Genomic DNA, 23302 nt, shown 5'->3' on the forward strand with positions numbered 1-23302 from the left:
CCCGCCCACGTAGAATGGCCGAAACCCGACGCCATTTGTGCTCGTTGATTCCGCGTCAGCGCTCAACGGTGTCCGACACCCCGACCCCAACCAGATCGGAGTGCCATGCTCGCCGTATTGGTCGCTCACGCGGTAGCCACCGCGCTTGCGCCCCTTCTGGTCGCCAGATGGGGCCGAGCGGCGTTTTATCCGCTTGCCCTCGTGCCGCTCGGATCGCTGGTGTGGGTGGCGCTGAACTGGCCCAGCCACGACCGGGTGCCCACCGTGCACATCCCGTGGCTCCCCGAATTGTCGATGGACATCACGCTGCGCTTCGACTCGCTCGCGGCAATCATGAGTGTGCTGGTGCTGGCCATCGGCGCGCTCGTCCTCTTCTATTGCGCCGACTACTTCCACCACCACGACGGGCACAAAGAGAACCGGCTGCCCAGCTTCGCCGCCGAGCTGGTCGCGTTCTCCGGAGCGATGTTCGGGCTGGTGGCCAGCGACAACATGCTGGTGCTCTACATCTTCTGGGAAACCACCACAGTGCTGTCGTTCCTGCTCGTCGGCCACTACGCCGAACGCGCCACCAGCCGCCGCGCCGCCACCCAGGCCTTACTGGTGACGACCTTCGGCGGGCTGGCCATGCTGGTCGGCATCGTGGTGCTCGGGCAGCTGGCGGGCACCTATCTGTTGTCGGAGCTGATCGCGTCCCCGCCCGGTGGCACCGCGACCGCGATCGGCGTGGCGCTGATCCTCGTCGGCGCGCTGTCCAAATCGGCGATCGTCCCGATGCACTTCTGGCTCCCCGGAGCGATGGCGGCCCCCACCCCCGTCAGTGCCTATCTGCATGCCGCCGCCATGGTGAAGGCCGGTGTCTACCTGGTGGCACGGATGACGCCGGGATTCGCCGACACCCCGCTGTGGCGACCGATGGTGATCGGTCTCGGTCTGCTCACCATGCTGCTGGCCGGCTGGCGGGCGGTGCGCGAATACGACCTCAAGTTGATCCTGGCGTTCGGCACGGTGAGCCAGCTGGGCCTGATCACCGTGATGGTCGGGGCCGGCGGCAGCGACATGATGCTCGCCGGGTTGGCCATGCTGTGCGCGCACGCGATGTTCAAGGCGGCGCTGTTCATGGTGGTCGGCGTGATCGACCACGCCACCGGGACCCGCGACATCCGCAGACTGGCGGGCCTCGGGCGGCACAACCGTCCCCTGTTCGCCATCGCCGTCGGCGCGACCGCGAGCATGGCCGCGTTGCCGCCGTTCTTCGGGTTCGTCGCCAAGGAGGCCGACCTGGAGACCGTGCTGCACAGCCCGGCGCTGGGCTCCGCGGCCCCGTGGGTGCTGACCGGCATCGTGGTGGGCTCGGTGTTCACCACGATCTACAGCCTGCGATTCCTCTGGGGCGCGTTCTCCGCCAAGGGACTGCCGCAGCCGAGCACCCGGGTCGCCGAAATGCATCGCCCCTCAACCAGTTTCCTCACCGCACCGGCCATCCTCGCCGCTGCGGGCCTGGCCTTCGGGCTGTGGCCGGCAGGCATGGACGCGGTGCTCGACGAATACGCCACCACCATGCCCGGCGGCTCGGGTTATCACCTGGCGCTGTGGCACGGGTTGGGCCTGCCGCTGCTGCTGTCGGCTGTCGTGCTCGCGGTCGGTACGGCCGCGTTCTTCGGCAGGAACCGATTGCCCCGCACGGCATCCGGCTTCCTACCGCTGGGCAACGCCGACCGCATGTACGACGCGGTGATCCGCGGACTGGACATCCTGGCGGTCCGGTTGACCGCTGTGACGCAACGCGGCTCGCTGCCTGCCACCCAGTCGGTGATCCTCTCCACGCTCGTACTGGTGCCGATCATCATGCTGGCGTTGGGCGCCCGCGACCGCCCAGACTTCGCACTGTGGGATTCCCCGATACAGGTGGTCGTCGGAGTGCTGATGCTGGCCGCCGCACTCGGCGCCGTGGTGATGCGCAACCGGCTGGCCGCCGTTCTGCTGATCGGCGTGACCGGCTACGGCTGCGGCGCGATCTTCGCCTTCCACGGCGCCCCTGACCTTGCCTTGACCCAATTCCTGGTCGAGACACTGGTTTTGGTGATCTTCCTGTTGGTGTTGCGGACCCTGCCCGCCGAGGCGGACCGGACCAACATCAACCGTCACCGGTTGCCGCGCGCCCTTCTGGCGCTGGCGGTCGGGGCCGCGGTCACCACCCTGGCGGTCTACGCGATGGCGGCGCGCACCGGCGTCGGCATCGCCGCGCTGCTACCGGACGCGGCCTATTACCGCGGACACGGGTCCAACACCGTCAACGTGCTGCTGGTCGACATCCGCGCCTGGGACACCATGGGCGAGGTCATGGTGCTGCTGGTGGCGGCGACGGGCGTGGCGTCGCTGGTGTTCCGGCACCGTCGGTTCGGCGCGGCGCCCCGCGTCAGCCAGGCCGTCGGTCAGCCCGACATCGGGCCCATCGCCGCCTACAGCCCGGCCGCGGGTGACATCACCTGGCTGCGCGGCAGCGAACTGCGCGATCCCCGGCACCGGTCGCTGGTGCTCGAGGTCGCCACGCGCGTCATCTTCCCGCTGATCATGATGTTGTCGGCATATTTCTTCTTCGCCGGGCACAACCATCCGGGCGGAGGTTTCGCCGGTGGGCTGACCGCAGGCCTGGCTCTGGTCCTGCGGTATCTGGCCGGCGGGCGCTACGAACTCGGCGAGACGCTGCCGCTGGACGCGGGCAAGATCCTGGGCACCGGACTCGCCCTGTCGGCCACGACTGCCATCACGTCGGTGGCCTTGGGCGCACCCGCGTTGTCGTCGGCCGTGGTTCAGCTCGACCTCCCGGTGTTCGGCCACGTCAAGCTGGTCACCGCACTGTTCTTCGACCTGGGGGTGTATCTCATCGTCGTCGGCCTGGTGCTCGATGTCCTGCGCAGTCTCGGCGCGCGGGTGGACAACGAGATGGCAGAGGCGGCCGGGCTCGCCAAGGCGGTGGCGCGATGACGACGTTCCTGGTTCCCCTGCTGCTCATCGGCGGCCTCACCAGCACCGGGGTCTACCTGCTGCTCGAACGCAACCTGACCCGGATGCTCCTGGGCCTGCTGTTGATCGGCAATGCCGTCAACCTGCTGATGCTGACCGTCGGCGGGGCATCGGGCAATCCGCCGATCCGCGGCAACACCAGCGACGGCGCCACCACCACGGCCGATCCGCTCGCGCAGGGCATGATCCTGACCGCCATCGTCATCAGCATGGGCATCGCGGCGTTCGTGCTGGCCCTGGCCTACCGGTCATACCGGCTGACCACTGTGGAAGAGGTCAGCAACGATCCCGAGGACACCCGGGTGTCGCAGCAGTCCGGCACAGAAGACGAGGCGGAAGACATCCCCCAGCCAACGGCCGCCCTCGATACCGACGCCCCCGACGAGCTGGACGCACTGCCCGGTTTCGAGGGCGCCAAGTGAGCGCGCAAGGCCTGATCCCGCTGCCGGTGCTGATCCCGGCGCTCGGTGCGGCCGCCACCTTGGTGGCCGGTCGTCGTCCGCGATTGCAGCGGATCATCACCCAAGTGGCGCTGGCGACGGTGGTCGCGGTGTGCGCGGCCCTGCTGTACCTGGCCGACCGCGACGGCACGCTCGTGCTGCATGTCGGCGGCTGGGCGCAGAGCGTGCCCGGCATGGGCCCGCTGGGCATCACGCTCGTGGTCGACCGGCTCTCGGCGCTGATGCTGGTGGTGTCGTCGATCGTGTTGCTGGCGGTGGTGGTCTACGCCATCGGGCAGGGTATCCGCGACGGCGACGAACGCCAACCGGTGTCCATCTTCATGCCCACTTACCTGGTGCTGTCGGCCGGTGTGTGCACGGCGTTCCTGGCCGGCGACCTGTTCAACCTGTTCGTCGGGTTCGAGGTGCTGCTGGCGGCGAGCTTCGTGCTGCTGACCATCGGCGCCAGCCCCGACCGGGTGCGGGCGGGCATCTCGTACGTGATGGTGTCGATGGTGTCGTCGCTGATCTTCCTGATCGGCATCGCGCTGATCTACGCCGCCACCGGCACCCTCAACCTGGCCGAGCTGGCGCTGCGGCTCGACGGGATATCGACCGGCACCCGCGACGCCCTGTTCGCCGTCCTGCTGGTGGCGTTCGGGATCAAGGCCGCGGTGTTCCCACTGTCGGCCTGGCTGCCCGACTCGTACCCCACCGCGCCCGCACCCGTCACGGCCGTGTTCGCCGGGTTGCTGACGAAAGTCGGCGTGTACGCCATCATCCGGGCGCACTCGCTGTTGTTCCCGGGCGGCGGACTGGATTCGGTGCTGCTGGTGGCCGGACTGCTGACGATGGTGATCGGCATCCTCGGCGCCATCGCGCAGAGCGACATCAAGCGGCTGCTGTCCTTCACGCTCGTCAGCCACATCGGCTACATGGTGTTCGGGGTCGCGCTCGGCAATCAGCTGGGAATGTCCGGGGCGATCTACTACGTCGCGCACCACATCGTCGTGCAGACGACGTTGTTCCTGGTGGTCGGTCTCATCGAACGGCAGGCCGGGGCGTCGACGCTGCAGCGGCTGGGCGGTTTGGCCGCCGCCAGCCCGGTGCTGGCCTTCGTGTTCGTCGTGCCCGCCCTCAATCTCGGTGGGATCCCGCCGTTCTCCGGATTCATCGGGAAGATCGCACTGCTGGAGGCCGGCGCCCAGAACGGGTCGGCACTGGCCTGGATCCTGGTGGCCGGCGCCGTCGTCACGAGCCTTTTGACGCTCTACGTCGTGGCCCGGGTGTGGACCAAGGCGTTCTGGCGGGCTCGCGCTGACGCGCCCGAGGGGCATCTGGCCGCGGCCGCCCCGGCGGTGTTGCTCGACGACATCGAGGACATCGAGTTCGCCGACCGGGACAGCGTGGGGCGCATGCCGATCGGGATGTTGATACCGACGGGTGCGTTGATCGCGGTGGGGCTGGCCCTGACCGTCGCCGCCGGACCGATCTTCTCCTACGCCGAGCGGTCGGCCGCCGAGGTGCTCGACCGGGGGCAGTACATCTCGGCGGTGCTGGCAGGTGGTGAGCGATGAGACACCCACTGCTGCGGCTGTGGATCCTGTGTTTCCTGATCCTGGTCTGGTGCCTGTTGTGGGGCCACTTCTCGATCGCCAACATGGCGAGCGGGCTGGTGGTGGCGCTGGTCATCACGCTGCTGCTGCCGTTGCCCGCGGTGCCGGTCGAAGGTCGGCTGCATCCTCTGTCGCTGCTGAAACTCAATGTACTGGTGGGCTATTACCTCGTGCTGTCCTCGGTGCAGGTGGCCTGGCTGGCGATCCGGCCCGGCCCGCCACCGCTGGTCGCCGTCCTGCGGGCACATTTGGCACTCAAGTCGGATCTGGTGCTGGCCCTGGCGGTCAACATCTTCAACCTCATCCCGGGCTCGATCGTGCTGGAGATCGACCAGTCGCGCCGAATGCTCTATCTGCACGTCATCGACGTGGGTTCGGAGCGGTCGGTGCAGCGGTTCTACCGTCAGGTCGAACAGGTCGAGCGGATGTTGGTGGCGGCCTTCGAACGGGATGAGGATTGGCGGCCGGCGGCGGAGCAGGGGGTGGAGCCCGCATGAAGGGCCAGCGAGGAGCGAAGGCGGATCGCGCATGAATACCGTCTGGATCATTGCCGCGGTGATGCTGTCGGCCGCCGCGGCCACCACCATGTTCCGGTTGCTGGCCGGGCCGACCACTCTGGACCGCCTCGTGGCTCTCGACACCCTGGTTGCGGTGACGATGTGTGCGATCGGCACCTGGGCGGCGTTCAGCCTGGACAGCACGGTGACCTACAGCCTCACCGCGTTGGCGTTGATCAGCTTTGTCGGCTCGGTGAGCGTGGCGCGCTTCCGCGTGCCCGACAAGGACAAGCCGCGGAACAAGCGGGGAGTGTCGTGAACGTCCTCGACATCGTCACCGCGGTCCTGATCCTGGGTGGCTCGACCCTGTCGTTGACCGCTGCGATCGGCGTGGTCCGCTTCCCGGACACGCTGTCGCGCATGCACGCCGCGAGCAAGCCGCAGGTGCTCGGACTGCTTCTGGTGCTGGCCGGCGCCGCGATCCGGCTGCGGGGCAATGCCGACGTCGGCATGGTGATCCTGACGGGTCTGTTCACCTTGATCACGGCGCCCGTAGTGGCCAATCGGGTCGGGCAACTCGCCTACCGCGAGCAGAACATCCGCGACGACCTGCTCACGCGTGACGACTTGCGCGACATCGACAGCTGAGCACCCCTGGCGAGCGAAGTTCGGGAACACTGGAAACAGTGAGCAGAACTGACGACGACACCTGGGACATCAACGAGAGCGTGGGTGCGACGGCGCTGGGCGTGGCGATGGCGCGTGCCCGCGAGACCGAGTCCGAATCTCCGCTGTTCCTCGATCCGTACGCGCAGATGTTTCTCGATGCCGCCGCCGAGCGGGGCTGGGTCCCGCCGCAGGGCGCGATGGCCGAGCGGATCAAGACCATCGGCGATTACGCCGCGTCGCGGACGAAGTGGTTCGACGAGTTCTTCATCGCCGCGGGCGCCAGCGGCGTGCGACAGGCGGTGATCCTCGCCGCGGGGCTCGATGCCCGGGCCTGGCGATTGCCGTGGGTCGGCGACAGCGTGGTCTACGAGATCGACCAGCCCAAGGTGCTGCAGTTCAAAGCCGAGGTCTTGGAGTCACACCATGCCCGGCCGGCCGCGGCGCAGGTGGCGGTCCCCGTCGACCTCCGGCGGGACTGGCCGACCGTATTGCGCCAGGCGGGGTTCGACCCGGCGCAACCCACCGCATGGTCGGTTGAGGGTCTGCTGCCCTATCTGCCGGCCACCGCGCAGGATCTGCTCTTCGAGCGGATCACCGAATTGTCGGCCCGCGACAGCCGTATCGCCGTCGAGGGCTTCAGCGCCGACTTCTTCACCGATGACTACCTGGCACGCCGCCAGGCCCGGCTGCAGCAGCTACGTGAGCAGGCCGCCGAGACGGGTCACGACATGCCCGATCCGGCCCAGCTCTGGTACCTCGAGGAGCGCGCGGACGTGGCGACGTGGCTACACGACCACTGCTGGCAGGTCTCGTCCGTGGCGGCCGACGAACTGATGGCCCGTTATCACCGGGCGCCCCTCGACGACTCCGACGACGCACGGGTGCCGTCGGTGTTCGTCGAGGGCGTCCTGAACGAGCGTCCCGAGGGCTGAGAGCCCGGAGTTACTTCGGCGTGGCCTTGACCGTCGGGGCGGCGAAAGAGGTCTCCGGCGCCGTCGGCGGCGTGGTCATGGTGACGGTGGCGCCCAGCTTCATGGCGACCTGATCGGTGGTTCCGCCCACTGTGGCCTGGGTGCCGTCGATCGCGGTGATCACACCCATCACGGCCATGGCGCCCAGACCGGCGACCGCCGCCAACTTCTTCACGCGGTGGCGCGGCTTGTCTGGCTGGTACATCTGTTCTCCTCTGGCAAACGAGCGTTTCGGGCTTCCCGACCGGAGCCCAAATGGTGACAGGGCGTCGATGAGAGAACGCTGATAAAAGCCGCGGTGAACTTTGCTCTCAGCGTTCTGTCAGCCGCCATGGAGATCGTGGACATGTGACAGCGACTCAACACGCCGCCAGACCCGTCAGCGCTGCGCTCGTCCTCCTCGCCGGATTCTTCGGCCTGGCGGCCGTCGCCTACCGGGCTCACACCGGCACCGCGCTCGACCACGCGGTGTTCGACTGGTTCGTCGGGCATCGGCAGTCCTGGCTGACCATGGTCGCCATCGCCATCACCGATATCGGCAGTCCGGGCGCCATCGTCGCCCTCGCGTTCGTCGCTGCCGCAGTGATCTGGTGGCGCACGCGGGCGACGCTCACCGCGGCCGTGGTGCTCGCCACGGTCGGGCTGCCGTCGGTGGTGAGCACCGCGACCAAACTTGTCGTCGGTTCCGACCGTCCGCCGGCCGCCACCCAACTGCTCGCCGAAACCGACCACTCATTTCCCTCGGGGCACGTCACGGGGACGGTGGCGCTGCTGGGCATCCTCGCGGTCATCGTCGGGCAACGCTGGGGCCGCACACCTGCGCTGCTGACCGGTGCCGCCCTGGCCGGATTCGTGGTGGCGGCCACCCGGCTCTATCTCGGCGTGCATTGGCTCACCGATGTCCTCGGCGGCGCGGTGCTCGGGTCCGCCGCCGTACTGCTCGGGTCGGCGTTCCTGAGCTGGCATGCGACCCTCTCGACCCCGACGCGCACTCTGGTGTCAGCTGGGCCCAAACTGTCTGGATGACGTCACGCGCCGCTACCCGCGGTTTGCGGCTCAGACCCCGTGGCTGGGGCATTGCGACCCGGTCGGCCATCGTCGCGGCCACCGTCGTGCTGGTGGTGCACATCGTCGCCGGAGCGGCGTTGATCGCGCTGCTTGGCCACTTCCTGATCTCCGAGGTCGACGACGCCGCGGCGGCGCGCCTGCACGACATCGTCAGCGGGCTGCGCTCCGAGCCGCCCAACGAGTTCGACAGCGCCCTGCTGGACACCGATCAGCGGATCATCGCGATCCAGGTGGTCTCGGACAACGACACTGTCGTCTACCGGTCGACCGACGCGCCGTCGACTCCGCTGGTCCCGATCGGCGGCATCGGCAAGACGCCGACTCAGATGTCGGACAACGCAACTCCGGACAACGACCTGCGCATCGTCGGGGAGCGCGTGCACACCTCCAGTGGCCACTACACGGTGCTGGTGGCCGGCAGCAGCGAGGTCGCCGAGACCACCGTCCAGACGGTGGCCTTCTTGCTCTGCGGCGCAGCACCTTTGGTGATCACCGTGGTCGCCATGGCCACGTATCTGTTGGTCAAGCGGTCCCTGAGGTCGGTCGACGCCATCCGCGCCAGAGTCTCCGACATCAGCACCTCGGATCTGTCCGAGCGGGTCCCGATGCCCGAGAGCCACGACGAGATCGCGGCCCTCGCCGACACCATGAACGCCATGCTGGCCCGCCTTGAGATGGGCCACAACGCGCAGCGCCAGTTCGTCGGCGACGCCTCGCACGAGCTGCGCAGCCCGCTGACCACGATCATCTCGGCACTCGACGTCGCACAGTCGCATCCCGAATTGCTCGATCAGGACATGATCGAGCAGACCCTGATCCCCGAAGCTCAGCGCATGCAGCTGCTCATCGACGATCTCCTGCTGCTGGCCCGCGCCGACGAACGCGGTCTGAAGCTGCGCAGGGAGGACGTCGATCTGGAGGCGATCGCCATCGCCGAGGCCGACCGGCTGTGTCGCGAAACCACTCTCGCGATACACCGCGACATCACGCCGGCACACCTGCGCGGTGATTCCCGGGCGCTGCTGCGGTTGTTGCGCAATCTCACCGACAATGCGGCCCGCCATGCTGATTCACGCATCGACATCACGCTCAGCGAGCACGACGGCAGCATCCTGCTCGCGGTCGCCGACGACGGACCGGGAATCCCGGCGAAAGACCGGCTCCGGGTGTTCGACCGCTTCGTCCGACTGGACTCCGACCGGGCCCGCAGCGGCGGCGGCACCGGACTCGGACTGTCGATCGTCGCCGAAATCGTTGCGGCACATGATGGCAGCATCAACATGACCGATCGACCCGGCGGCGGGACCGCCGTGCGCGTTCAGTTCCCGTCGGGCACTTCGCCGGACTCCAGCCGGTAACCCACACCGCGCACGGTGCCGATCGTGTTGGTGCCGAAGGGCGCATCGATCTTCCGGCGGACGTAGCGCACATACACCTCGACGACGTTGTGCGGCCCGGAATAGTGGGCGTCCCATACGTTGCGAAGGATGTCGGACTTGGCGACGACGGTGTCCTTGTTACGCATCAAGTACTCCAGCAGACCGAATTCCCTGCGCGTCAACTCGATTGGCACGCCGTCGCGGGAAACGGTCTTGCGGGCGGGGTCCAGCGACAAGGTCCCCGCCGTCATGACCACCGGGCGCTCCGGGGCACAGCGACGCTGCAGGGCACGCAGTCGCGCGGCCAGCACGTTGAACTTGAACGGTTTGGTGAGATAGTCGTCGGCGCCGAGGTCCAGGGCGTCGGTCTCGTCGAATTCACCGTCCTTGGCGGTCAGCATCAACACCGGGGTCCACACCTGCTCGGCCCTGATGCGGCGCAGCACCTCGTACCCACTCATCCCGGGCAACATGATGTCGAGCACGATGACGTCGAAATCGTCTTCGACCGCGTGGTGCACAGCGTCGACACCATTGTCGACGGCAACCACCACCCAGCCTTCTGCCCGCAGCCCCAAGCTCAGCGTCTTGGTGAGCCGTGGCTCGTCGTCGACGATCAAAACCCGCATCTCGGCGTCAATCCTGCTACTCGGACAGTTGAAACTCCACCATGGCCGTCACCGTGTCGACGGCTTCACTCAGCGCATCCAACCGGGCCGCGGCACTCGGCGCGCACAACACCGAATACCGGTCGGCCTGCCCCATCGGCACCCGGGCGGCCAGTGCATACAACGGATCGATCGGGTCGGCCGCCGCGGCGGTGACGATGTCGCGGCTGTGGAACGCGACGCCCCGCGCCTCGCCGATCAAGTCGAACAGTGCCACCATGCGGTCCTGCACGTCGGCCAGCAACGACGCGTCGGCAGTGCCGGGCTCGTCGTCCCAGACTTCGATCTCGGCGCGCGGGTACGGATCGTCGTCCAGCCAGCGCAACACTCGGATACGTTCGGCCATAACACATCTGAGCCGGTAGCGGTCCACGCCGAAGTTCTGGCAGTCGACGATACGGGCCAGCGCGCCCACGTCGCACCGCTGGTCGCCACCGCCGACCTCACGGCCGGCCGAGATCAGCACGACGCCGAACGCCGGCTCGGTCATGGCCATGCAGTCGCTCACCAGCGCGACGTAGCGGGGTTCGAAGATGCGCAGCGGCAGTTCCTCACCCGGCAGCATCGCCACCTCGAGAGGAAACATCGGTGTCGCGGTCACGGGTCAGCCGGGAACTTTCTTGCTGATCGCCTGCACCACCGTGGCGCCGGGGTCGGCGAGCACGCAGATCGCCCCGATGAAACTCACCCAGAGAAACGGGTTCTTCTTCAGTCCCGGGTAGCCGTTGTCGCCGAGAAGCTGGACCATGCCCATCTTGGTCGGGTCGTCGAATGCCGCATACTCGTCGCACGTCGTGGACATGCCGTTCGGTGGCGGCGTGCTGTCACCGCTGCTGCTCGGGGTCCGCGACGGCGTGAGCCGTGGGCTGGACGTCGTGGTCGTCGTAGTCGTTGTGGTGGTCGTGATCCCGGTCTGATCCGGGTCGGCCATCGGCGAGCCGGCGGTGACATCGGTGCAGCCGGCGAGGCAGATGGCCGCAGTGGCGATCACAGCCGTCATCGAACGCTGCATCAGCTCACCCTATAGCTCAAGCTCGCCGATCAAGGCGTCGACGACCTCACGCAGGTCGCCGTCGTTCTCCTCGGCGACCCGGCGCTGCCGTTGATACGACGCCCCTGAGTGGTAGATGTCGGCGACCGCGGCCAATTCATCGCTGCATTTCAGGGATTTGGCCACCGGCTCCAGCCGGTTGAGCAGCTCGTCGAGATCCTCGGTGACCAGCCGCTCGTTACTGTCGGCGTCGAGGATGATCACCGCGTCGAGCCCGTACCGCGCTGCGCGCCACTTGTTTTCCTGCACATGCCACGGCGGCATGGTGGGCAGCAGCTCGCCCGCGTCGAGCCGACGGTCCAGGTCGACGACCAGGCAATGCGTCAGGGCCACCAGGGCCCTGAGCTCGCGGAGGTTGGACACGCCGTCGAAGATGCGTACCTCCACGGTGCCCAGCTGAGGTGACGGCCTGATGTCCCAACGGATTTCGTTGAGGTGGTCGATGATGCCGGTCTTCTTCTGGTCGTGCACGAAGCCCTCGAACTCGGGCCACGACTGGAATTGGAACGGCAGACCTGCCGTCGGCAACTGCTGGAACATCATCGCGCGGTTGCTCGCGTAGCCGGTGTCCTCCCCTTCCCAGAACGGAGAGGACGCCGACAGCGCCAGCAGGTGCGGATACTGGTTGAGCAGTGACGAGATGATCGGCATCACCTTGTGCGCCGAGGAGACACCGACGTGCACATGCACGCCCCAGATCAGCATCTGGCGTCCCCACCACTGGGTTCGCTTGATCAGCTCGGCGTACCGCGGCGCGTCGGTGAGCTGCTGCGTCGACCATTTCGCGAACGGATGGGTGCCCGCGCAGAACAACTCCATGCCGCGCGACTCGACGATGCGCCGCACGGAGCCAAGGGTGCCGCGCAAGTCGTCCATCGCCTCCGCGGTGTTCTCACACACCCCGGTGACGATCTCGACGGTGTTGCGCAGCAACTCCTTGTGTACGTGCGGGTTGTCGCCGAGGTCGGCGATCACTGCGGCGGCCTCGTTGCTCAGTTCCCGGCTGCCGGCGTCGACGAGCGCGAACTCCCACTCCACCCCGAGCGTGGGCCGGGGTGAGCCGGCAAAATCGATGCGGCTGTTAGCCGGTACCGATGACACCGCAGGCCACGCGCTTGCCAGCGTCGCCGGTGGCCATGGTGGCCTCATCGGGGCCGGGGGCGCCACCGTTGATCTGCTGGTAGCGCTCCGGCGGGATGTTGGCGAAGTTGTCGGACTTCTCGTGGATGATGATGGCCGTCTTGGCACCGCCTTGCAGGTCGGCGGCGGTGAACGCGTCGGTGGTGGTCACGAGCTTGCCCGAACCGTCGGCACGTACCTGCAGCGAGCTCAGGTCGCCGCTGGCGGGGTGCGCGGTGTGCCCGGCCACCTGGAAATGTCCACCTGCGGAGTTGAAGTCGCCAGGGGCGCCACCGGTCGGGGCGACCGAGTTGGCCTCACACTTGCCCACGGAGTGGATGTGCAGGCCGTGGAATCCGGGGGCCAGCTTCCCGGGCGCGGTGGTCTCGACGGTGACGGTGGCGAAGCCGTCGGCGAACTGGAATTCCGCGGTGGCCACGGACGTGCCGTCGGCGGTCTTCAGGTCTGCGGTCAGGGTCTCGCCTGCGCTCTGCGTGCCGGTGGCCCCGGTGTTCCCGTGCCCGCCGCCGTGCTCACCGGGAGCCGCAGACGGGGACGGTGATCCGGTCCAGATCGACGGAGTGGTACCCGGCGTGTCGGACGGCACCTGACCAGGCGGGCTGCAGGCGCTCAGCGCGACAACGGGGGCGGCGAACAGGACAGCGACACTGACGGGCTTCAGCATGGGCAAAAGCCTAGCCGGTGACAACCACGATCACGCCCGGTGGTTGCTCGTTGAGTTCAGCGCGTCGAGGTTCGACCGGAGCATTGAGCAATTTGCCCACCTCATCAGCGGCTTCCTTCTCTCCGGGGGTGTCACCGAAGAACACTGTCGTGGCGGTGACGCCGTCCAACGTGAGGTTGCCGGTCTCGGTGACGTGCCAGTGCGCCTCGCGCAACCGGTTGGCGGTGCCTTCGGCGGCACCTGAGACATCGGAGATGTTGTAGACGCGGACATCTGTCTTGGCAGGGTCCGGCGCAGCCTTGGGGGCCGCGGACGTGGCGGTGGTCGTGGTGGTCGTCGTCGAAGACACGGTGGAGGTGTCCCCCGAGGAGTCGTCGCCTGAGCCGATCGCCTGGAATCCGACCAACAGGAAAACCACCCCGAGGAACAGCAGCACCATCACCATGGCACGCAGGGGTAGCCCGGAGGATTCTCGCTGATTCATCGGATCCACTGTATCGAGCGAATTGCCCGACCCGTCACCGGCGCAGGCCTACGTGACGTCGAAGCCGAGCCGCCGCGCCGCCCGGGCCTTCTGCCGACTGGCCCTCAACCGGCGTAGCCGCTTGACCAGCATGGGATCGGCGGCCAATGCCTCCGGACGGTCCACCAGTGCGTTGAGCACCTGGTAGTACCGCGTTGCCGACATGGAGAACAGCTCTTTGATCGCGTCTTCCTTGCTGCCCGCGTACTTCCACCATTGGCGTTCGAACGCCAAAATATCGTGTTCGCGTCGGGTGAGCCCGTCGGTCAGATCAGAGTCATCCCCGGATCGCTCAGTCCGCGCCATGGCGCCGTCCATATTGCTCCCTTGGACCCTTCCGACACTCGAGAAATGACATCGCTGTGGTTCGGCGATTATTCAACCACGGCTTGCTGGCTTGACGTGACACATCAGCCCGCGAGTCGGGTGGGAAGCATTTCCGCCTAAGCTTCCCCCGTGGCTGTCGTACCGATTCGCATTGTCGGAGATCCCGTGTTGCATACGCCGACCGAGCCGGTGCCCGTCGGACCGGACGGAACACTCCCGGCTGATCTCGCCGAATTGATCCAGACCATGTACGACACGATGGACGCCGCCAACGGGGTTGGCTTGGCCGCCAACCAGATCGGCGTCGCCAAGCGGTTGTTCGTCTATGACTGCGCCGACACCCGAACCCGTACCAACCGCCGCCGCGGCGTGATCATCAACCCGGTGCTCGAGACCTCCGAGATTCCCGAGACCATGCCCGACCCGGACAACGACGACGAAGGTTGCCTCTCGGTGCCGGGTGAGCAATTCCCCACCGGCCGCGCCGACTGGGCCCGCGTCACAGGACTGGATGCGGACGGTAACTCCATCACATTGGAGGGCACCGATTTGTTTGCCCGCATGCTGCAGCACGAGACCGGTCACCTCGACGGATTCCTCTATATCGACAAGCTGGTGGGCCGTCACGCGCGGGCCGCCAAACGTGCGGTGAAGCGCAATCATTGGGGCGTGCCGGGCCTGTCCTGGATGCCCGGCGAGGATGCCGACCCGTTCGGGCATTGATGCCAGCGCTGCCGACCCCGGGCACGCGGGTCAGCCTGCGGTACCGCCTACCTGCGGGTTCGGCCAAACCGCTGACCGACGTCGTCGGTCACGTGGAGCAGGTCGAGCCGACCGTGCTGGTGCGCACCAAATCCGGCGAACTCGTCGACATCGACCCCGGCGACATTGTGAGCGTGCGGGAGTTGTCGTACGCCCCGGTGCGGGCCTCGGAGATCCGGGCCCTGGAGCACGCGGCCGCGTGCGCGTGGCCGGGCACCGAGCAACACTGGCACCGCGGCTGGCTCCTGCGCGCCGCCGGCGGCGTCACCAGCCGCGCCAATTCGGCTGTCCCGCTGGACATGTCGGCGCAGATAGCCGACCTTCCCGCCATCGTGGACTGGTATCGCGAGCGGGGCCTGACACCCTGGTTGGCGCTGCCCGAGCGGCTGCTGCCGATCCGGACTCCGGGCGTCAAGGCGACCCGCGTCATGGTGCGCCCGCTGGACACGCCGACCACAGCGCCACCGGCCGTCTCGCTGGCGCCCCGGCCCGACGCGACGTGGCTGGCCGGCTATCGGCGTGAGGTGCCCGTCGACGTGCTGACCGCCGTGGTCGACGGCGAGCTGATCTTCGCGTCCATGGCAGACCGGGCGGTCGGCCGCGGCGCGGTCACCGCTACTCCCGACGGCACCCGATGGCTCGGCATCTCGTCGATCCGGACGGCCGAAGGCAGCCGCAGGCAGGGGCACGCCCGCGCACTGTGCGAGGCGCTGCTCGCGTGGGGCGCCGCGGCGGGGGCGCAACACGCCTACGTCCAGGTCGAGGTCTACAACGACCCCGCCATTGCGCTCTACACCTTGATGGGTTTCCGACTGCACCACCACAGCCGCTACGTCGACGCCCGTACGCTCTAACCCCATGCGCCTGGCCACCTGGAACGTCAACTCCATCCGCACCCGGGTCGACCGCGTCACCGACTGGTTGTCGCGTGCGGATGTCGACGTGCTGGCGATGCAGGAGACCAAGTGCACCGACGAGCAGTTCCCCACCATGCCGTTCGCCGCGCTGGGCTACGAGGTCGCCCACGTCGGGCTCAACCAGTGGAACGGGGTGGCCATCGCGTCGCGAATCGGCCTTGAGGACGTGCAGATCGGCTTCGACGGACAGCCGACCTGGAGCAGCAAGCCCGAAGAGGAGGCGACCGCCGAGGCCCGCGCACTGGGCGCGACGTGCGGCGGTGTGCGGGTGTGGAGCCTGTACGTGCCCAACGGCCGCACGCTGGCCGATCCGCATTACACCTACAAACTGGATTGGCTTGCCGCCCTTCGCGATACCGCGGCAGGCTGGTTGCGTGACGACCCGCAGATGCCGATCGCCCTGGTCGGCGACTGGAACATAGCTCCCACCGACGAGGATGTCTGGGACATGGCCAGATTCGACGGCAGCACGCATGTCTCCGCGCCCGAGCGGGCCGCCTTCCAGGCCATCAACGACGCCCAATTCACCGATGTGGTGCGGCCTTTCACACCCGGGCCGGGCATCTACACGTACTGGGACTACACCCAGCTGGCATTCCAGAAACGCCGCGGCATGCGAATCGACTTCATCCTCGGCTCCCCCGGCCTGGCCTCCCGCGTCACCCATGCCGAGATCGTGAAGGACGAGCGGCGGCCCAAGAAGGGCACCACCGCGCCCAGTGACCATGCACCGGTCGTCGTCGAGCTGAGCTGAGCCCCCATCCGTTGCCTCTGTGTCCACGGCGCCAAGGTCCGAGTGAGCCACGCCCTGGACGCAGAATCACCGCACGGCCGGCACGCTGCGGACGGTTAGCATTGGCCCGACGGGAGGGGCCAGATGACAAACAGGTGGAGCGCGGTGTCCACATCGCCGACCTTGCCCGTGCACCACGCCCCGGCCGACGGGCTCACTGCCGCGGACCTGTTCACCCCGCCGGTCGCCGCGACGGTCACGCTCGACGAGAAGCTGCGCCAGGCCTACTTCTGGCTGATCAACAAGGCCGTCATCTCCCCGTTCTACGACGTCGAATTCGGCTCGGACACCACGGTCAACTATCCGCTCGGCGATGCCGGCGCCGCCCTGAGCCTGCCCAAGCAACCGGCGTACTCGTCCAATGTCCTTGTGCCACTGCTGACTTTCGCCGTGGGCGGCAGATGCCTGCTGATCGGTGGCCCGGGGCGCGGCAAGACCACCCTTGCGGTGCTGATGGGCGTCCTCGCCGGGTCAGCCCCCGCCGATGTGCGCCGCCACGTTCAGCAGGGCCAACCACAATTGACCGTGGGTGACCTGGTCGGGATTCCGCTGCCGCGTGATCTGGTGCAGGCCGGCAGCCTTGCCGAGATCACCATCGCCTGGAAGAGCTGGCTGACCGCGCCGGTCAAGATCGTCGACGAGTACAACCGGATTCCGACCAAGACCCAGTCCGCGCTGCTGACCATGGTCGCCGAGGGCTACGTCGAGAGTCACGATCAGATGCAGGTCACCGCACCCGAAAACGGGGTGCAGAGCTGGTTTTTCACCGCCAACGACGACGGCGGTGGCGGCACCTTCCCGGTGATCCAGGCGCTGCGCGACCGGATCGACGTGACGGTGCAGGCCTTCGGATTCAACAGCCGGTTCCTCGACGAGCTGGTGACCCGGGTGGAAGCCGGTGACCGCCCCGAGGACAACGTGCCCGCCGAGTTGGTGTTCACCGCCGCCGAGCAGGCCGCGATGGTCGAGCAGATCCGCGCGATCCCGGTGCCCACCGAGGTGCGCCGCCGCGTGGAGTTCTTCGTCAGCCACTTCGAATTCGTCCAGCACGGCGGCCGCCGTTTCGAGTACCGCACCAAGGATGTGGTGGCCACCGCCGGTCTTGAGGTCGAGCAGATCATCGACGCCAACTCGGGTGCCGATCTGCAGGTCGATCTCGGCGCACAGACGGTCAACGGGGTGTCGGTGCGCTCGCTGCAGAACCTGGTGCTCTACGCCAAGGCACTGGCCTGGTTCCGCGGCAACGACACCGTCACGCTCGAGGATGTCCGGGCGATGGTGCCGTTCGCCTTGCGCGGCAAGCTGTTACCGAACCCCGCTCATCCGCGATTCGACACCGGCGCGGACCGGGAACTGGCGTCGGACCCGGCGAGCTGGCTGACCGATCTGTTCGACGCGTCCTGCCGGCAGTTCGTCGCGCTGGCCCGCGACGACGAGGATCCGGTGGCCGAGCTGCTCGCCCAGTTCGGCCGTGGCCTCGATGGCGTGGACGCGCTCGAGGTGTCGCGGCGCCTCACCTCGATCGAGGCCAGGATCTCGGCGGTCTCGGGTGTCGGCAAGATCTACGGCCGGGATTTCGATGACCTGGTCGCGCTCAAGTATCTCTACCAGCGGTATTCGAACTACCTGCACTGGCTGGAGAGCGGCACGTGATTGCCCGGGCCTACCACCAAGTCAACCTCGACGCGCCCGCGGCAGTCGACCTGCCCACGGTGCCCGGGCTCGATCTGGCGCTGTCGGCCGACAACGTGGCCCGCTTCGGCGGTGACCCGCACCGCTACCGCCAAGCGCTGCACGGCATCTCGGCGCCGGCCGACGCGATGGTCAACGTCGCCGCGGTCGCGGCCTGGCGGTCGGGGGTGCTGGGTATCCGCGCCGACGCGCTGGCCCGATTACAGCTGCTGCCCATCGATGTCGCTGCCTCGGTACTGGGCCTTCCCGCCGACGCGGTGGTGCCCTTCACCGATGGGCAGGCGGTGGACCGCTTCTACTGGCCGTTGCGCCCGCAGGGCCAATTGATCGCCCGGATCGGCGGTTTCACCGGACTCGGCGGCGCGTGGGACCACCCGCCCACCAATCCGGCGTGCCACGGCCCGGGACGATGGTCCGTCGGTGTCGGCGACCAGCGCCGGCAGATCGACGCCGACGTTTTCGGCCACGTGCTGTCCTACGCCCCCACCGACACCGCGCCCGACGACGGGCCCCGGACCGCGCAACTGGTGGTCCGTCGGACCTCGTATCTGGCCGAGATCTGGCCGGCATGACCGGCCGGGCACCGACCGACACCGAACTGGTGACCTGGCGGGCCGCACTGCAGCTGTGGGGTGTGCAACTGCATCTGCCGAACATGGTGCGCGACAGTGCAACCGGAACCTTCGCGTGGTTCTCGTTCCCGCCGTCGATCTCGATCGACGTCGACGAGCTCGCCCGCCACGGCGCGCAGCACCATCTGGTCAGCGTCTTCGCGCACGAGATCGGCCATCACGTGCTGTCTCCGAGCACCCGCATCGTGTCGTTCAAGCTGCTGCAGCAGATGGCCCGGGCCATCGTGGCGAGCGATCCGCGCCGAACCATCCCCGTCACCACCACGGCGCAGAAGCTCTCCAACCTGTGGTCGGACATGCTCATCAACGATCGGGTGGTGCGGATGCAGCGCAGGCGCCATCCCGGCACCGAACCGGACATGATCGCGTTGTGGCGTACCCTCGCGGCCGGAGACCCGGTGTCGAACGCGTTTTGGTGGGTTTTGATGCGGGCCTATGAGTTGCTGTGGTCACTGCCGTCGAACACGTTGTGTCCCAATGATCCTCCCGTGGTGCCCGAAGCCGTCCGCGACGAAGCGCGAGCCCGCCAGCACATCGACCCGGCCACCCTCGACGTGTCGATGGTCCGCGAGGACCTCCAGGAGAAGGAACGTGCCCACCGGGCCGCGGCCCTGCGGGTGCAGGCCCTGCAGGACGAGCTCCTGCTCAGCCAGCCCGTGCAGCCGGTCGCCGACGCCGAATACGTCGCGAACGCGATCCGTACGTTCGGGGCCGACCCGGTGGGCGGTGCCCTGACGTTCGGCATGGTGCTGGTGCCCTACCTGGTACTGGACTCCATCATCTCCGGGGCCACAGAAGTTTCGGGTGGCGGTTGCGCCGAGGTGGGCGGATCGCCCGCCACCGCAGTCGAGCTCGCCGAGGTGCTGGCCGATCCGCGGCTCAACGAGACCCCGGTGCACCCCGCGACCGCCGCCGTCGGAGTCCCGCTGCAGGACCCGGCACCGGGCCAACAATACGGTGTCGCACAGACATTGGCGCTGTTCGCCGGGTCTGATCCGAACGCGGTGATGCTCGCCTGGTACGAGGCGCAGGCGCGACCGTGGGTGTCTCCGCTGCGACAAAGGGGCCGCGGTATCGCCACTGCGGGCATCCCGGGGCCGCTGGAGACGTGGGAACTCGACGACGAGGTCGCCGACATCGACTGGCCGGCAACCCTTGCCACCAATCCGGTGGTGGTGCCCGGGGTGACGACGCGGCGGCGCACGCACCTGCCCGACGATCCAGCGCTCACCACCGAAGCGGTCACGCTGGATCTGTACATCGATTCATCGGCCTCGATGCCGAACCCCCAGCGGGGCTCGCCGGCGGTGCTTGCCGGCATGATCCTGATTCTTTCGGTGCTCAAAGGTGGTGGGCGGGTGCGGGTCACGTCGTGGTCGGGCCCGGGTCAGGTGGCAGGTGACAGCGCGTTCACCCGCGACCGGCTGGAGATCATGCGGCAGCTGACCACGTTCTTCTGTGGCGGCACGTCGTTTCCGCTCGACCTGCTGGCCGACCGGTATCCGGCCGGCGGACGGGACCGTGACGAGCTGCGCCATCTGGTGGTGTTGTCCGACGACGGTCTGGCCTCGCTCTTCGGCGCCGGCCAGGAGGAGTACGCCGAGGTGGCAGCCACCGTGCGGCGCCATCTCGACACCGCCACTCTGCTGGTCCAGGACCGATCTCGTTCGGTGGCGGGCCCGGCGGCGGAGGCCGGCTACGCCGTCGATTATCTGGACACCATGTCCGACGCCCCGCCGGTCTGCGCGAGGTTGGCCGCCCACATCGCAGGATATCGACGGGAAGTGTTGCATGGCTGACCAATTGGCGAACTGGTTCGCCGAGGGCTTGGACGAACACGCGGTGTGGTCGCGGCTGCGACCCGGCCCGCCTGTCGACGAGGTTGCCGCGCGGCTGGCGAGCACACCACAACCGTTCCTCGCCGACACCGTCGATGTGGTGGCACTCGCGTGCGACGTGTTCAACCACACCGGGTGCGCGGCGGCCGCCCAGCGCATCGTCGAGCAGGGTGCCCCGGCCTCGCAGCGCGGCGCGGCGATGGGCCTGTGGTTGTTCGCCAGCGCGGATCTCATCGGCCCGTTCAGCGTGCCGCTCGACGAACCCCTGGCAGCACGCGCCCTGCTGGCGTTGGCTTTTCGGGTGGCACCGCTGGTCGACCCCGGCCGCTGGCTCAGCGATGCGGAACGCCGCGACGAGGTGGTGCGGACATTCCTGCTGTGGGATGGTCTACTGCCCCACGGGGAGGACGCCACGCAGGCCCGGTCGTTGTTCGAAATGCGTGATTCGGTGCGGCGCGAGGGTGCGCTGGCTCAGGCCCTGGCTGATCACGAGCATCGCATGGCGGTGCAACGCCGGCTGGCCGATGCTCAGGCCAAAGAAGCTGCGGCGCGGTACAACAGTGAGTGACGACCCGCTACGCCTCGACGATTACGTCCCGTTCGGCCAGGTGGCGCTGACCGATGAGCAGCGCTGGCCCGGTCTCTCGGCCGCCGGGCGGCAACGGCTCGCCGAGCTGGAACAGCACCACCTGGCACCGGCATGGTGTCACCGCGCCGGCCACCGACTCACACCCGACCAACAACAGGCCACCACACATCAACTGCTCCTTGATGATTGGCTTACCCAACAGCTCTCGTTGGCCCGCACACTGCCCGCGTACCGCGGCCATACGGGCCCGCTGGACAACCTCACCGACTTCCCGCTGATCGGGCGCGAGGATCTGGTCGGGGACATCGCGGCGTTCGTCCCGCCCGGCGCCGACCTGAACCGCATGCTGCACGGCACTAGTTCGGGCAGCACCGGTGCGGCACTGGTGATGCCCGACGACCCGGACGAGCTGGCCCGCGGATTCCACTGGTTGCGCGGGTTGGTGGGCACGCACTGGGAACCAGTGGCGCATCGGGTCGCGTTGGTGCAGACGGTTTTTCAGCGGCAGGCGTTCACCTATGCCTCGGTGCTGCCCGGGTTCGGTGAGGCGTTGATGGCCCGGCTCAACCTGCATCCCGCCACGTGGGCGGGCGGCGGCCCGCAGCGCGACGAATTTCTGCGGCACACCGATCCCCAGGTGATCAGCGGGACACCCACGTCGCTGGAGGTGCTGCTGGAACCGGGCCTGGCCCGGACGTTGCGCCCCCTGGCGCTGATCTCGGGGGCGATGACGCTCACGGCCCCGCTACGGCAGGCACTGCAGGCTGCCTACGCCTGTCCGGTGCTCGACATCTACGGGCTGCACGAGACGCGACCCATCGCGGTCAGCGACGACGGCGGACCATTCGTGGTCGCCGAACGCCGGGTGCACGTCGAGGTCCTGGCGGGCGAGGTCGTCGTGACGTGCGGCGAGAACCAGTTCCTGCCACTGGTGCGGTATCGCACCGGCGATTACGCACGGTTGGTCACGCATCGTGATCGGCCCGCGCTGGCCGACCTGGAAGGCAGGGAGGCAACGGTTTTCACCACGACGACGGGCGCAGCTGTGCCGTGCGTCGACCTCACCCAGCAGTTGCAGGCCGCAGGCGCCCGCGGCTGGAGCGTCGAACAGGATGCGGCCGGGCACATCTCGGCGGTGATCGCGTCCGGTGACCGGCAGCGGGTCTGCGAGGCACTGGCCCTGCTGTTGGGACGCCCGGTCGAGGTGACCCGGGTGGCGACGCTGGCCGAACTGGGACCGGGCAAGCCTCGGCGTTACTCCTCGGCTACTTCGCCGACGAAGTGATGAGTTCCACCGCTTCTGGCACGCTGTCGATGCAATGAAGCAGGGCGAGGTCCGATTCGTCGATCTTCGCGCCGGGCAGGACCGTGTTGCGAATCCAGTCGATCAGGCCCGACCAGTAGTCCACGCCCAGCAGGATGATCGGGAACTTGGTGACCTTGTGGGTCTGGACGAGGGTCAGGGATTCGAACAGTTCGTCGAGCGTGCCGAATCCGCCCGGCAGGCAGACAAACGACAAACGCCTGCGCGTACTTGACGAACATGGTCTTGCGCACGAAGAAGTAGCGGAAGTTGATGCCGAGATCGACCCACTCGTTGAGGCGCTGCTCGAAGGGCAGTTCGATGCCGAGGCCGATCGAGTAGCCGCCGGACTCGCTGGCTCCGCGGTTGACCGCCTCCATCGCGCCGGGCCCGCCGCCGGTGATCACCGCGTAGCCCGCCTGCACCAACGCGGCACCCAGTTCGCGCCCCAACCGGTACTCGGGTGAGCCGGGCTCGGTTCGGGCCGACCCGAAAACAGTGACGGCCTTGGGTATTTCGGCGAGGGCGTCGAAACCCTCGACGAATTCACCCTGGATGCGCAGCACCCGCCACGGATCGGTGTGCAGCCACTGGGTGTCGTCGTGTCGATCCAACAGCCGCTGGTCGGCGGTGGTGGTGGCGCACCGGTCCCGGCGCAGCTGCACCGAACCGCGGATCTGAAACTCGCTCTGGTCGATCTCGGTCACGTTTGCCAGCGTATGCGCAGGCGGGCCCG

At 67.9% G+C, this 23302-nt stretch carries 25 protein-coding genes and 1 pseudogene; 17 read left to right on the top strand and 9 right to left on the bottom strand.

Translation table 11 applies throughout. The annotated features are described in order from the left end of the window. The first annotated feature begins 105 nt into the window (after positions 1-105). From BTO20_RS31865 to BTO20_RS31895, 7 genes are read left to right on the top strand one after another with little or no spacing between them, the layout of a single operon-like run. The gene (locus BTO20_RS31865) at positions 106-2988 is read left to right on the top strand and encodes a Na+/H+ antiporter subunit A (RefSeq protein ID WP_087079874.1); all 2883 of its coding nucleotides are present in this window, start codon (positions 106-108) and stop codon (positions 2986-2988) included. After that, positions 2985-3449, top strand: a complete 465-nt coding sequence (locus tag BTO20_RS31870) for a Na(+)/H(+) antiporter subunit C (RefSeq protein ID WP_087079876.1) — start codon at positions 2985-2987, stop codon at positions 3447-3449. Before BTO20_RS31865 ends, BTO20_RS31870 begins: the two co-directional genes overlap by 4 nt. Next, positions 3446-5044: a Na+/H+ antiporter subunit D gene (locus BTO20_RS31875; protein WP_087079878.1), complete on the top strand. Its 1599-nt coding sequence runs from the start codon at positions 3446-3448 to the stop codon at positions 5042-5044. The genes BTO20_RS31870 and BTO20_RS31875 overlap by 4 nt, the downstream gene beginning before the upstream one ends. Further along, positions 5041-5580 carry a Na+/H+ antiporter subunit E gene (locus tag BTO20_RS31880; protein WP_087079880.1) on the top strand — a complete coding sequence of 180 codons (540 nt, stop codon included), beginning with the start codon at positions 5041-5043 and terminating at the stop codon, positions 5578-5580. Before BTO20_RS31875 ends, BTO20_RS31880 begins: the two co-directional genes overlap by 4 nt. Before the next feature lie 31 nt (positions 5581-5611). Continuing rightward, positions 5612-5899, top strand: a complete 288-nt coding sequence (locus tag BTO20_RS31885) for a monovalent cation/H+ antiporter complex subunit F (protein WP_087079882.1) — start codon at positions 5612-5614, stop codon at positions 5897-5899. Next, positions 5896-6228: a monovalent cation/H(+) antiporter subunit G gene (gene mnhG / locus BTO20_RS31890; RefSeq protein ID WP_087079884.1), complete on the top strand. Its 333-nt coding sequence runs from the start codon at positions 5896-5898 to the stop codon at positions 6226-6228. The genes BTO20_RS31885 and mnhG overlap by 4 nt, the downstream gene beginning before the upstream one ends. A 38-nt stretch (positions 6229-6266) precedes the next feature. Continuing rightward, positions 6267-7181: an SAM-dependent methyltransferase gene (locus BTO20_RS31895; RefSeq protein WP_087079886.1), complete on the top strand. Its 915-nt coding sequence runs from the start codon at positions 6267-6269 to the stop codon at positions 7179-7181. 10 nt (positions 7182-7191) lie between these two features. Here the strand turns inward: BTO20_RS31895 and BTO20_RS31900 are convergent, their stop codons facing one another. Continuing rightward, on the bottom strand, positions 7192-7425 hold the full coding sequence (locus BTO20_RS31900; RefSeq protein ID WP_087079888.1) for a hypothetical protein: 234 nt from the start codon (positions 7423-7425) through the stop codon (positions 7192-7194). A 143-nt stretch (positions 7426-7568) separates the two neighbouring features. Between BTO20_RS31900 and BTO20_RS31905 the strand changes: the two genes are divergently transcribed. Together BTO20_RS31905 and BTO20_RS31910 are read left to right on the top strand one after the other, a co-directional pair. Further along, positions 7569-8246, top strand: a complete 678-nt coding sequence (locus BTO20_RS31905; RefSeq protein WP_087079890.1) for a phosphatase PAP2 family protein — start codon at positions 7569-7571, stop codon at positions 8244-8246. Then, positions 8243-9646: an ATP-binding protein gene (locus tag BTO20_RS31910; protein WP_087079892.1), complete on the top strand. Its 1404-nt coding sequence runs from the start codon at positions 8243-8245 to the stop codon at positions 9644-9646. The genes BTO20_RS31905 and BTO20_RS31910 overlap by 4 nt, the downstream gene beginning before the upstream one ends. On the opposite strand, the gene BTO20_RS31915 is transcribed toward BTO20_RS31910, so the two are convergent. The 7 genes from BTO20_RS31915 to BTO20_RS31945 are packed head-to-tail and all read right to left on the bottom strand — an operon-like array spanning position 9607 to position 14031. Further along, positions 9607-10296 (bottom strand): response regulator transcription factor, encoded by a 690-nt coding sequence (locus tag BTO20_RS31915; protein WP_087079894.1) that lies wholly within the window; start codon positions 10294-10296, stop codon positions 9607-9609. The genes BTO20_RS31910 and BTO20_RS31915 overlap by 40 nt on opposite strands. Positions 10297-10312: 16 nt before the next feature. Then, entirely contained in the window at positions 10313-10921 is a 609-nt protein-coding gene (locus tag BTO20_RS31920) for an LON peptidase substrate-binding domain-containing protein (RefSeq protein ID WP_198344138.1), read from the bottom strand. A gap of 18 nt (positions 10922-10939) precedes the next feature. Continuing rightward, positions 10940-11347, bottom strand: coding sequence for a hypothetical protein (locus BTO20_RS31925; protein WP_087079898.1), 408 nt, complete (start codon positions 11345-11347; stop codon positions 10940-10942). 9 nt (positions 11348-11356) lie between these two features. Then, positions 11357-12487 (bottom strand): glutamate--cysteine ligase, encoded by a 1131-nt coding sequence (locus tag BTO20_RS31930; protein WP_087079900.1) that lies wholly within the window; start codon positions 12485-12487, stop codon positions 11357-11359. After that, complete coding sequence (gene sodC / locus BTO20_RS31935) at positions 12468-13190, bottom strand: superoxide dismutase[Cu-Zn] (RefSeq protein ID WP_087079902.1); 723 nt, start codon at positions 13188-13190, stop codon at positions 12468-12470. The genes BTO20_RS31930 and sodC overlap by 20 nt, the downstream gene beginning before the upstream one ends. A gap of 10 nt (positions 13191-13200) precedes the next feature. Then, entirely contained in the window at positions 13201-13674 is a 474-nt protein-coding gene (locus tag BTO20_RS31940; protein WP_198344139.1) for a LytR C-terminal domain-containing protein, read from the bottom strand. Between the two features lie 48 nt (positions 13675-13722). Continuing rightward, positions 13723-14031, bottom strand: coding sequence for a DUF3263 domain-containing protein (locus tag BTO20_RS31945; protein WP_029370048.1), 309 nt, complete (start codon positions 14029-14031; stop codon positions 13723-13725). A gap of 138 nt (positions 14032-14169) precedes the next feature. On the opposite strand from BTO20_RS31945, the gene BTO20_RS31950 reads away from it, so the two are divergent. From BTO20_RS31950 to BTO20_RS31985, 8 genes are all read left to right on the top strand, one after another. Next, entirely contained in the window at positions 14170-14763 is a 594-nt protein-coding gene (locus BTO20_RS31950) for a peptide deformylase (RefSeq protein WP_087079906.1), read from the top strand. Beyond that, complete coding sequence (locus tag BTO20_RS31955; protein ID WP_087079908.1) at positions 14763-15656, top strand: N-acetylglutamate synthase, CG3035 family; 894 nt, start codon at positions 14763-14765, stop codon at positions 15654-15656. Before BTO20_RS31950 ends, BTO20_RS31955 begins: the two co-directional genes overlap by 1 nt. A gap of 4 nt (positions 15657-15660) precedes the next feature. Next, entirely contained in the window at positions 15661-16473 is an 813-nt protein-coding gene (locus tag BTO20_RS31960) for an exodeoxyribonuclease III (RefSeq protein ID WP_087079910.1), read from the top strand. 123 nt (positions 16474-16596) lie between these two features. Further along, positions 16597-18165, top strand: a complete 1569-nt coding sequence (locus BTO20_RS31965) for an AAA family ATPase (protein WP_087079912.1) — start codon at positions 16597-16599, stop codon at positions 18163-18165. Continuing rightward, on the top strand, positions 18162-18776 hold the full coding sequence (locus BTO20_RS31970; RefSeq protein ID WP_087079914.1) for a hypothetical protein: 615 nt from the start codon (positions 18162-18164) through the stop codon (positions 18774-18776). The genes BTO20_RS31965 and BTO20_RS31970 overlap by 4 nt, the downstream gene beginning before the upstream one ends. After that, complete coding sequence (locus BTO20_RS31975; protein WP_087079916.1) at positions 18773-20635, top strand: hypothetical protein; 1863 nt, start codon at positions 18773-18775, stop codon at positions 20633-20635. The genes BTO20_RS31970 and BTO20_RS31975 overlap by 4 nt, the downstream gene beginning before the upstream one ends. After that, positions 20628-21242: a hypothetical protein gene (locus tag BTO20_RS31980; RefSeq protein WP_087079918.1), complete on the top strand. Its 615-nt coding sequence runs from the start codon at positions 20628-20630 to the stop codon at positions 21240-21242. The genes BTO20_RS31975 and BTO20_RS31980 overlap by 8 nt, the downstream gene beginning before the upstream one ends. Further along, positions 21235-22548 (top strand): phenylacetate--CoA ligase family protein, encoded by a 1314-nt coding sequence (locus BTO20_RS31985; protein WP_087079920.1) that lies wholly within the window; start codon positions 21235-21237, stop codon positions 22546-22548. Before BTO20_RS31980 ends, BTO20_RS31985 begins: the two co-directional genes overlap by 8 nt. On the opposite strand, the pseudogene BTO20_RS31990 reads toward BTO20_RS31985, so the two are convergent. Then, a pseudogene (locus BTO20_RS31990) lies at positions 22529-23264 on the bottom strand (LOG family protein). The gene BTO20_RS31985 and the pseudogene BTO20_RS31990 overlap by 20 nt on opposite strands. Between the last annotated feature and the right edge of the window lie 38 nt (positions 23265-23302).

Source organism: Mycobacterium dioxanotrophicus (genome assembly GCF_002157835.1).
In the GTDB taxonomy this organism is placed as follows: Bacteria; Actinomycetota; Actinomycetes; order Mycobacteriales; family Mycobacteriaceae; genus Mycobacterium; species Mycobacterium dioxanotrophicus.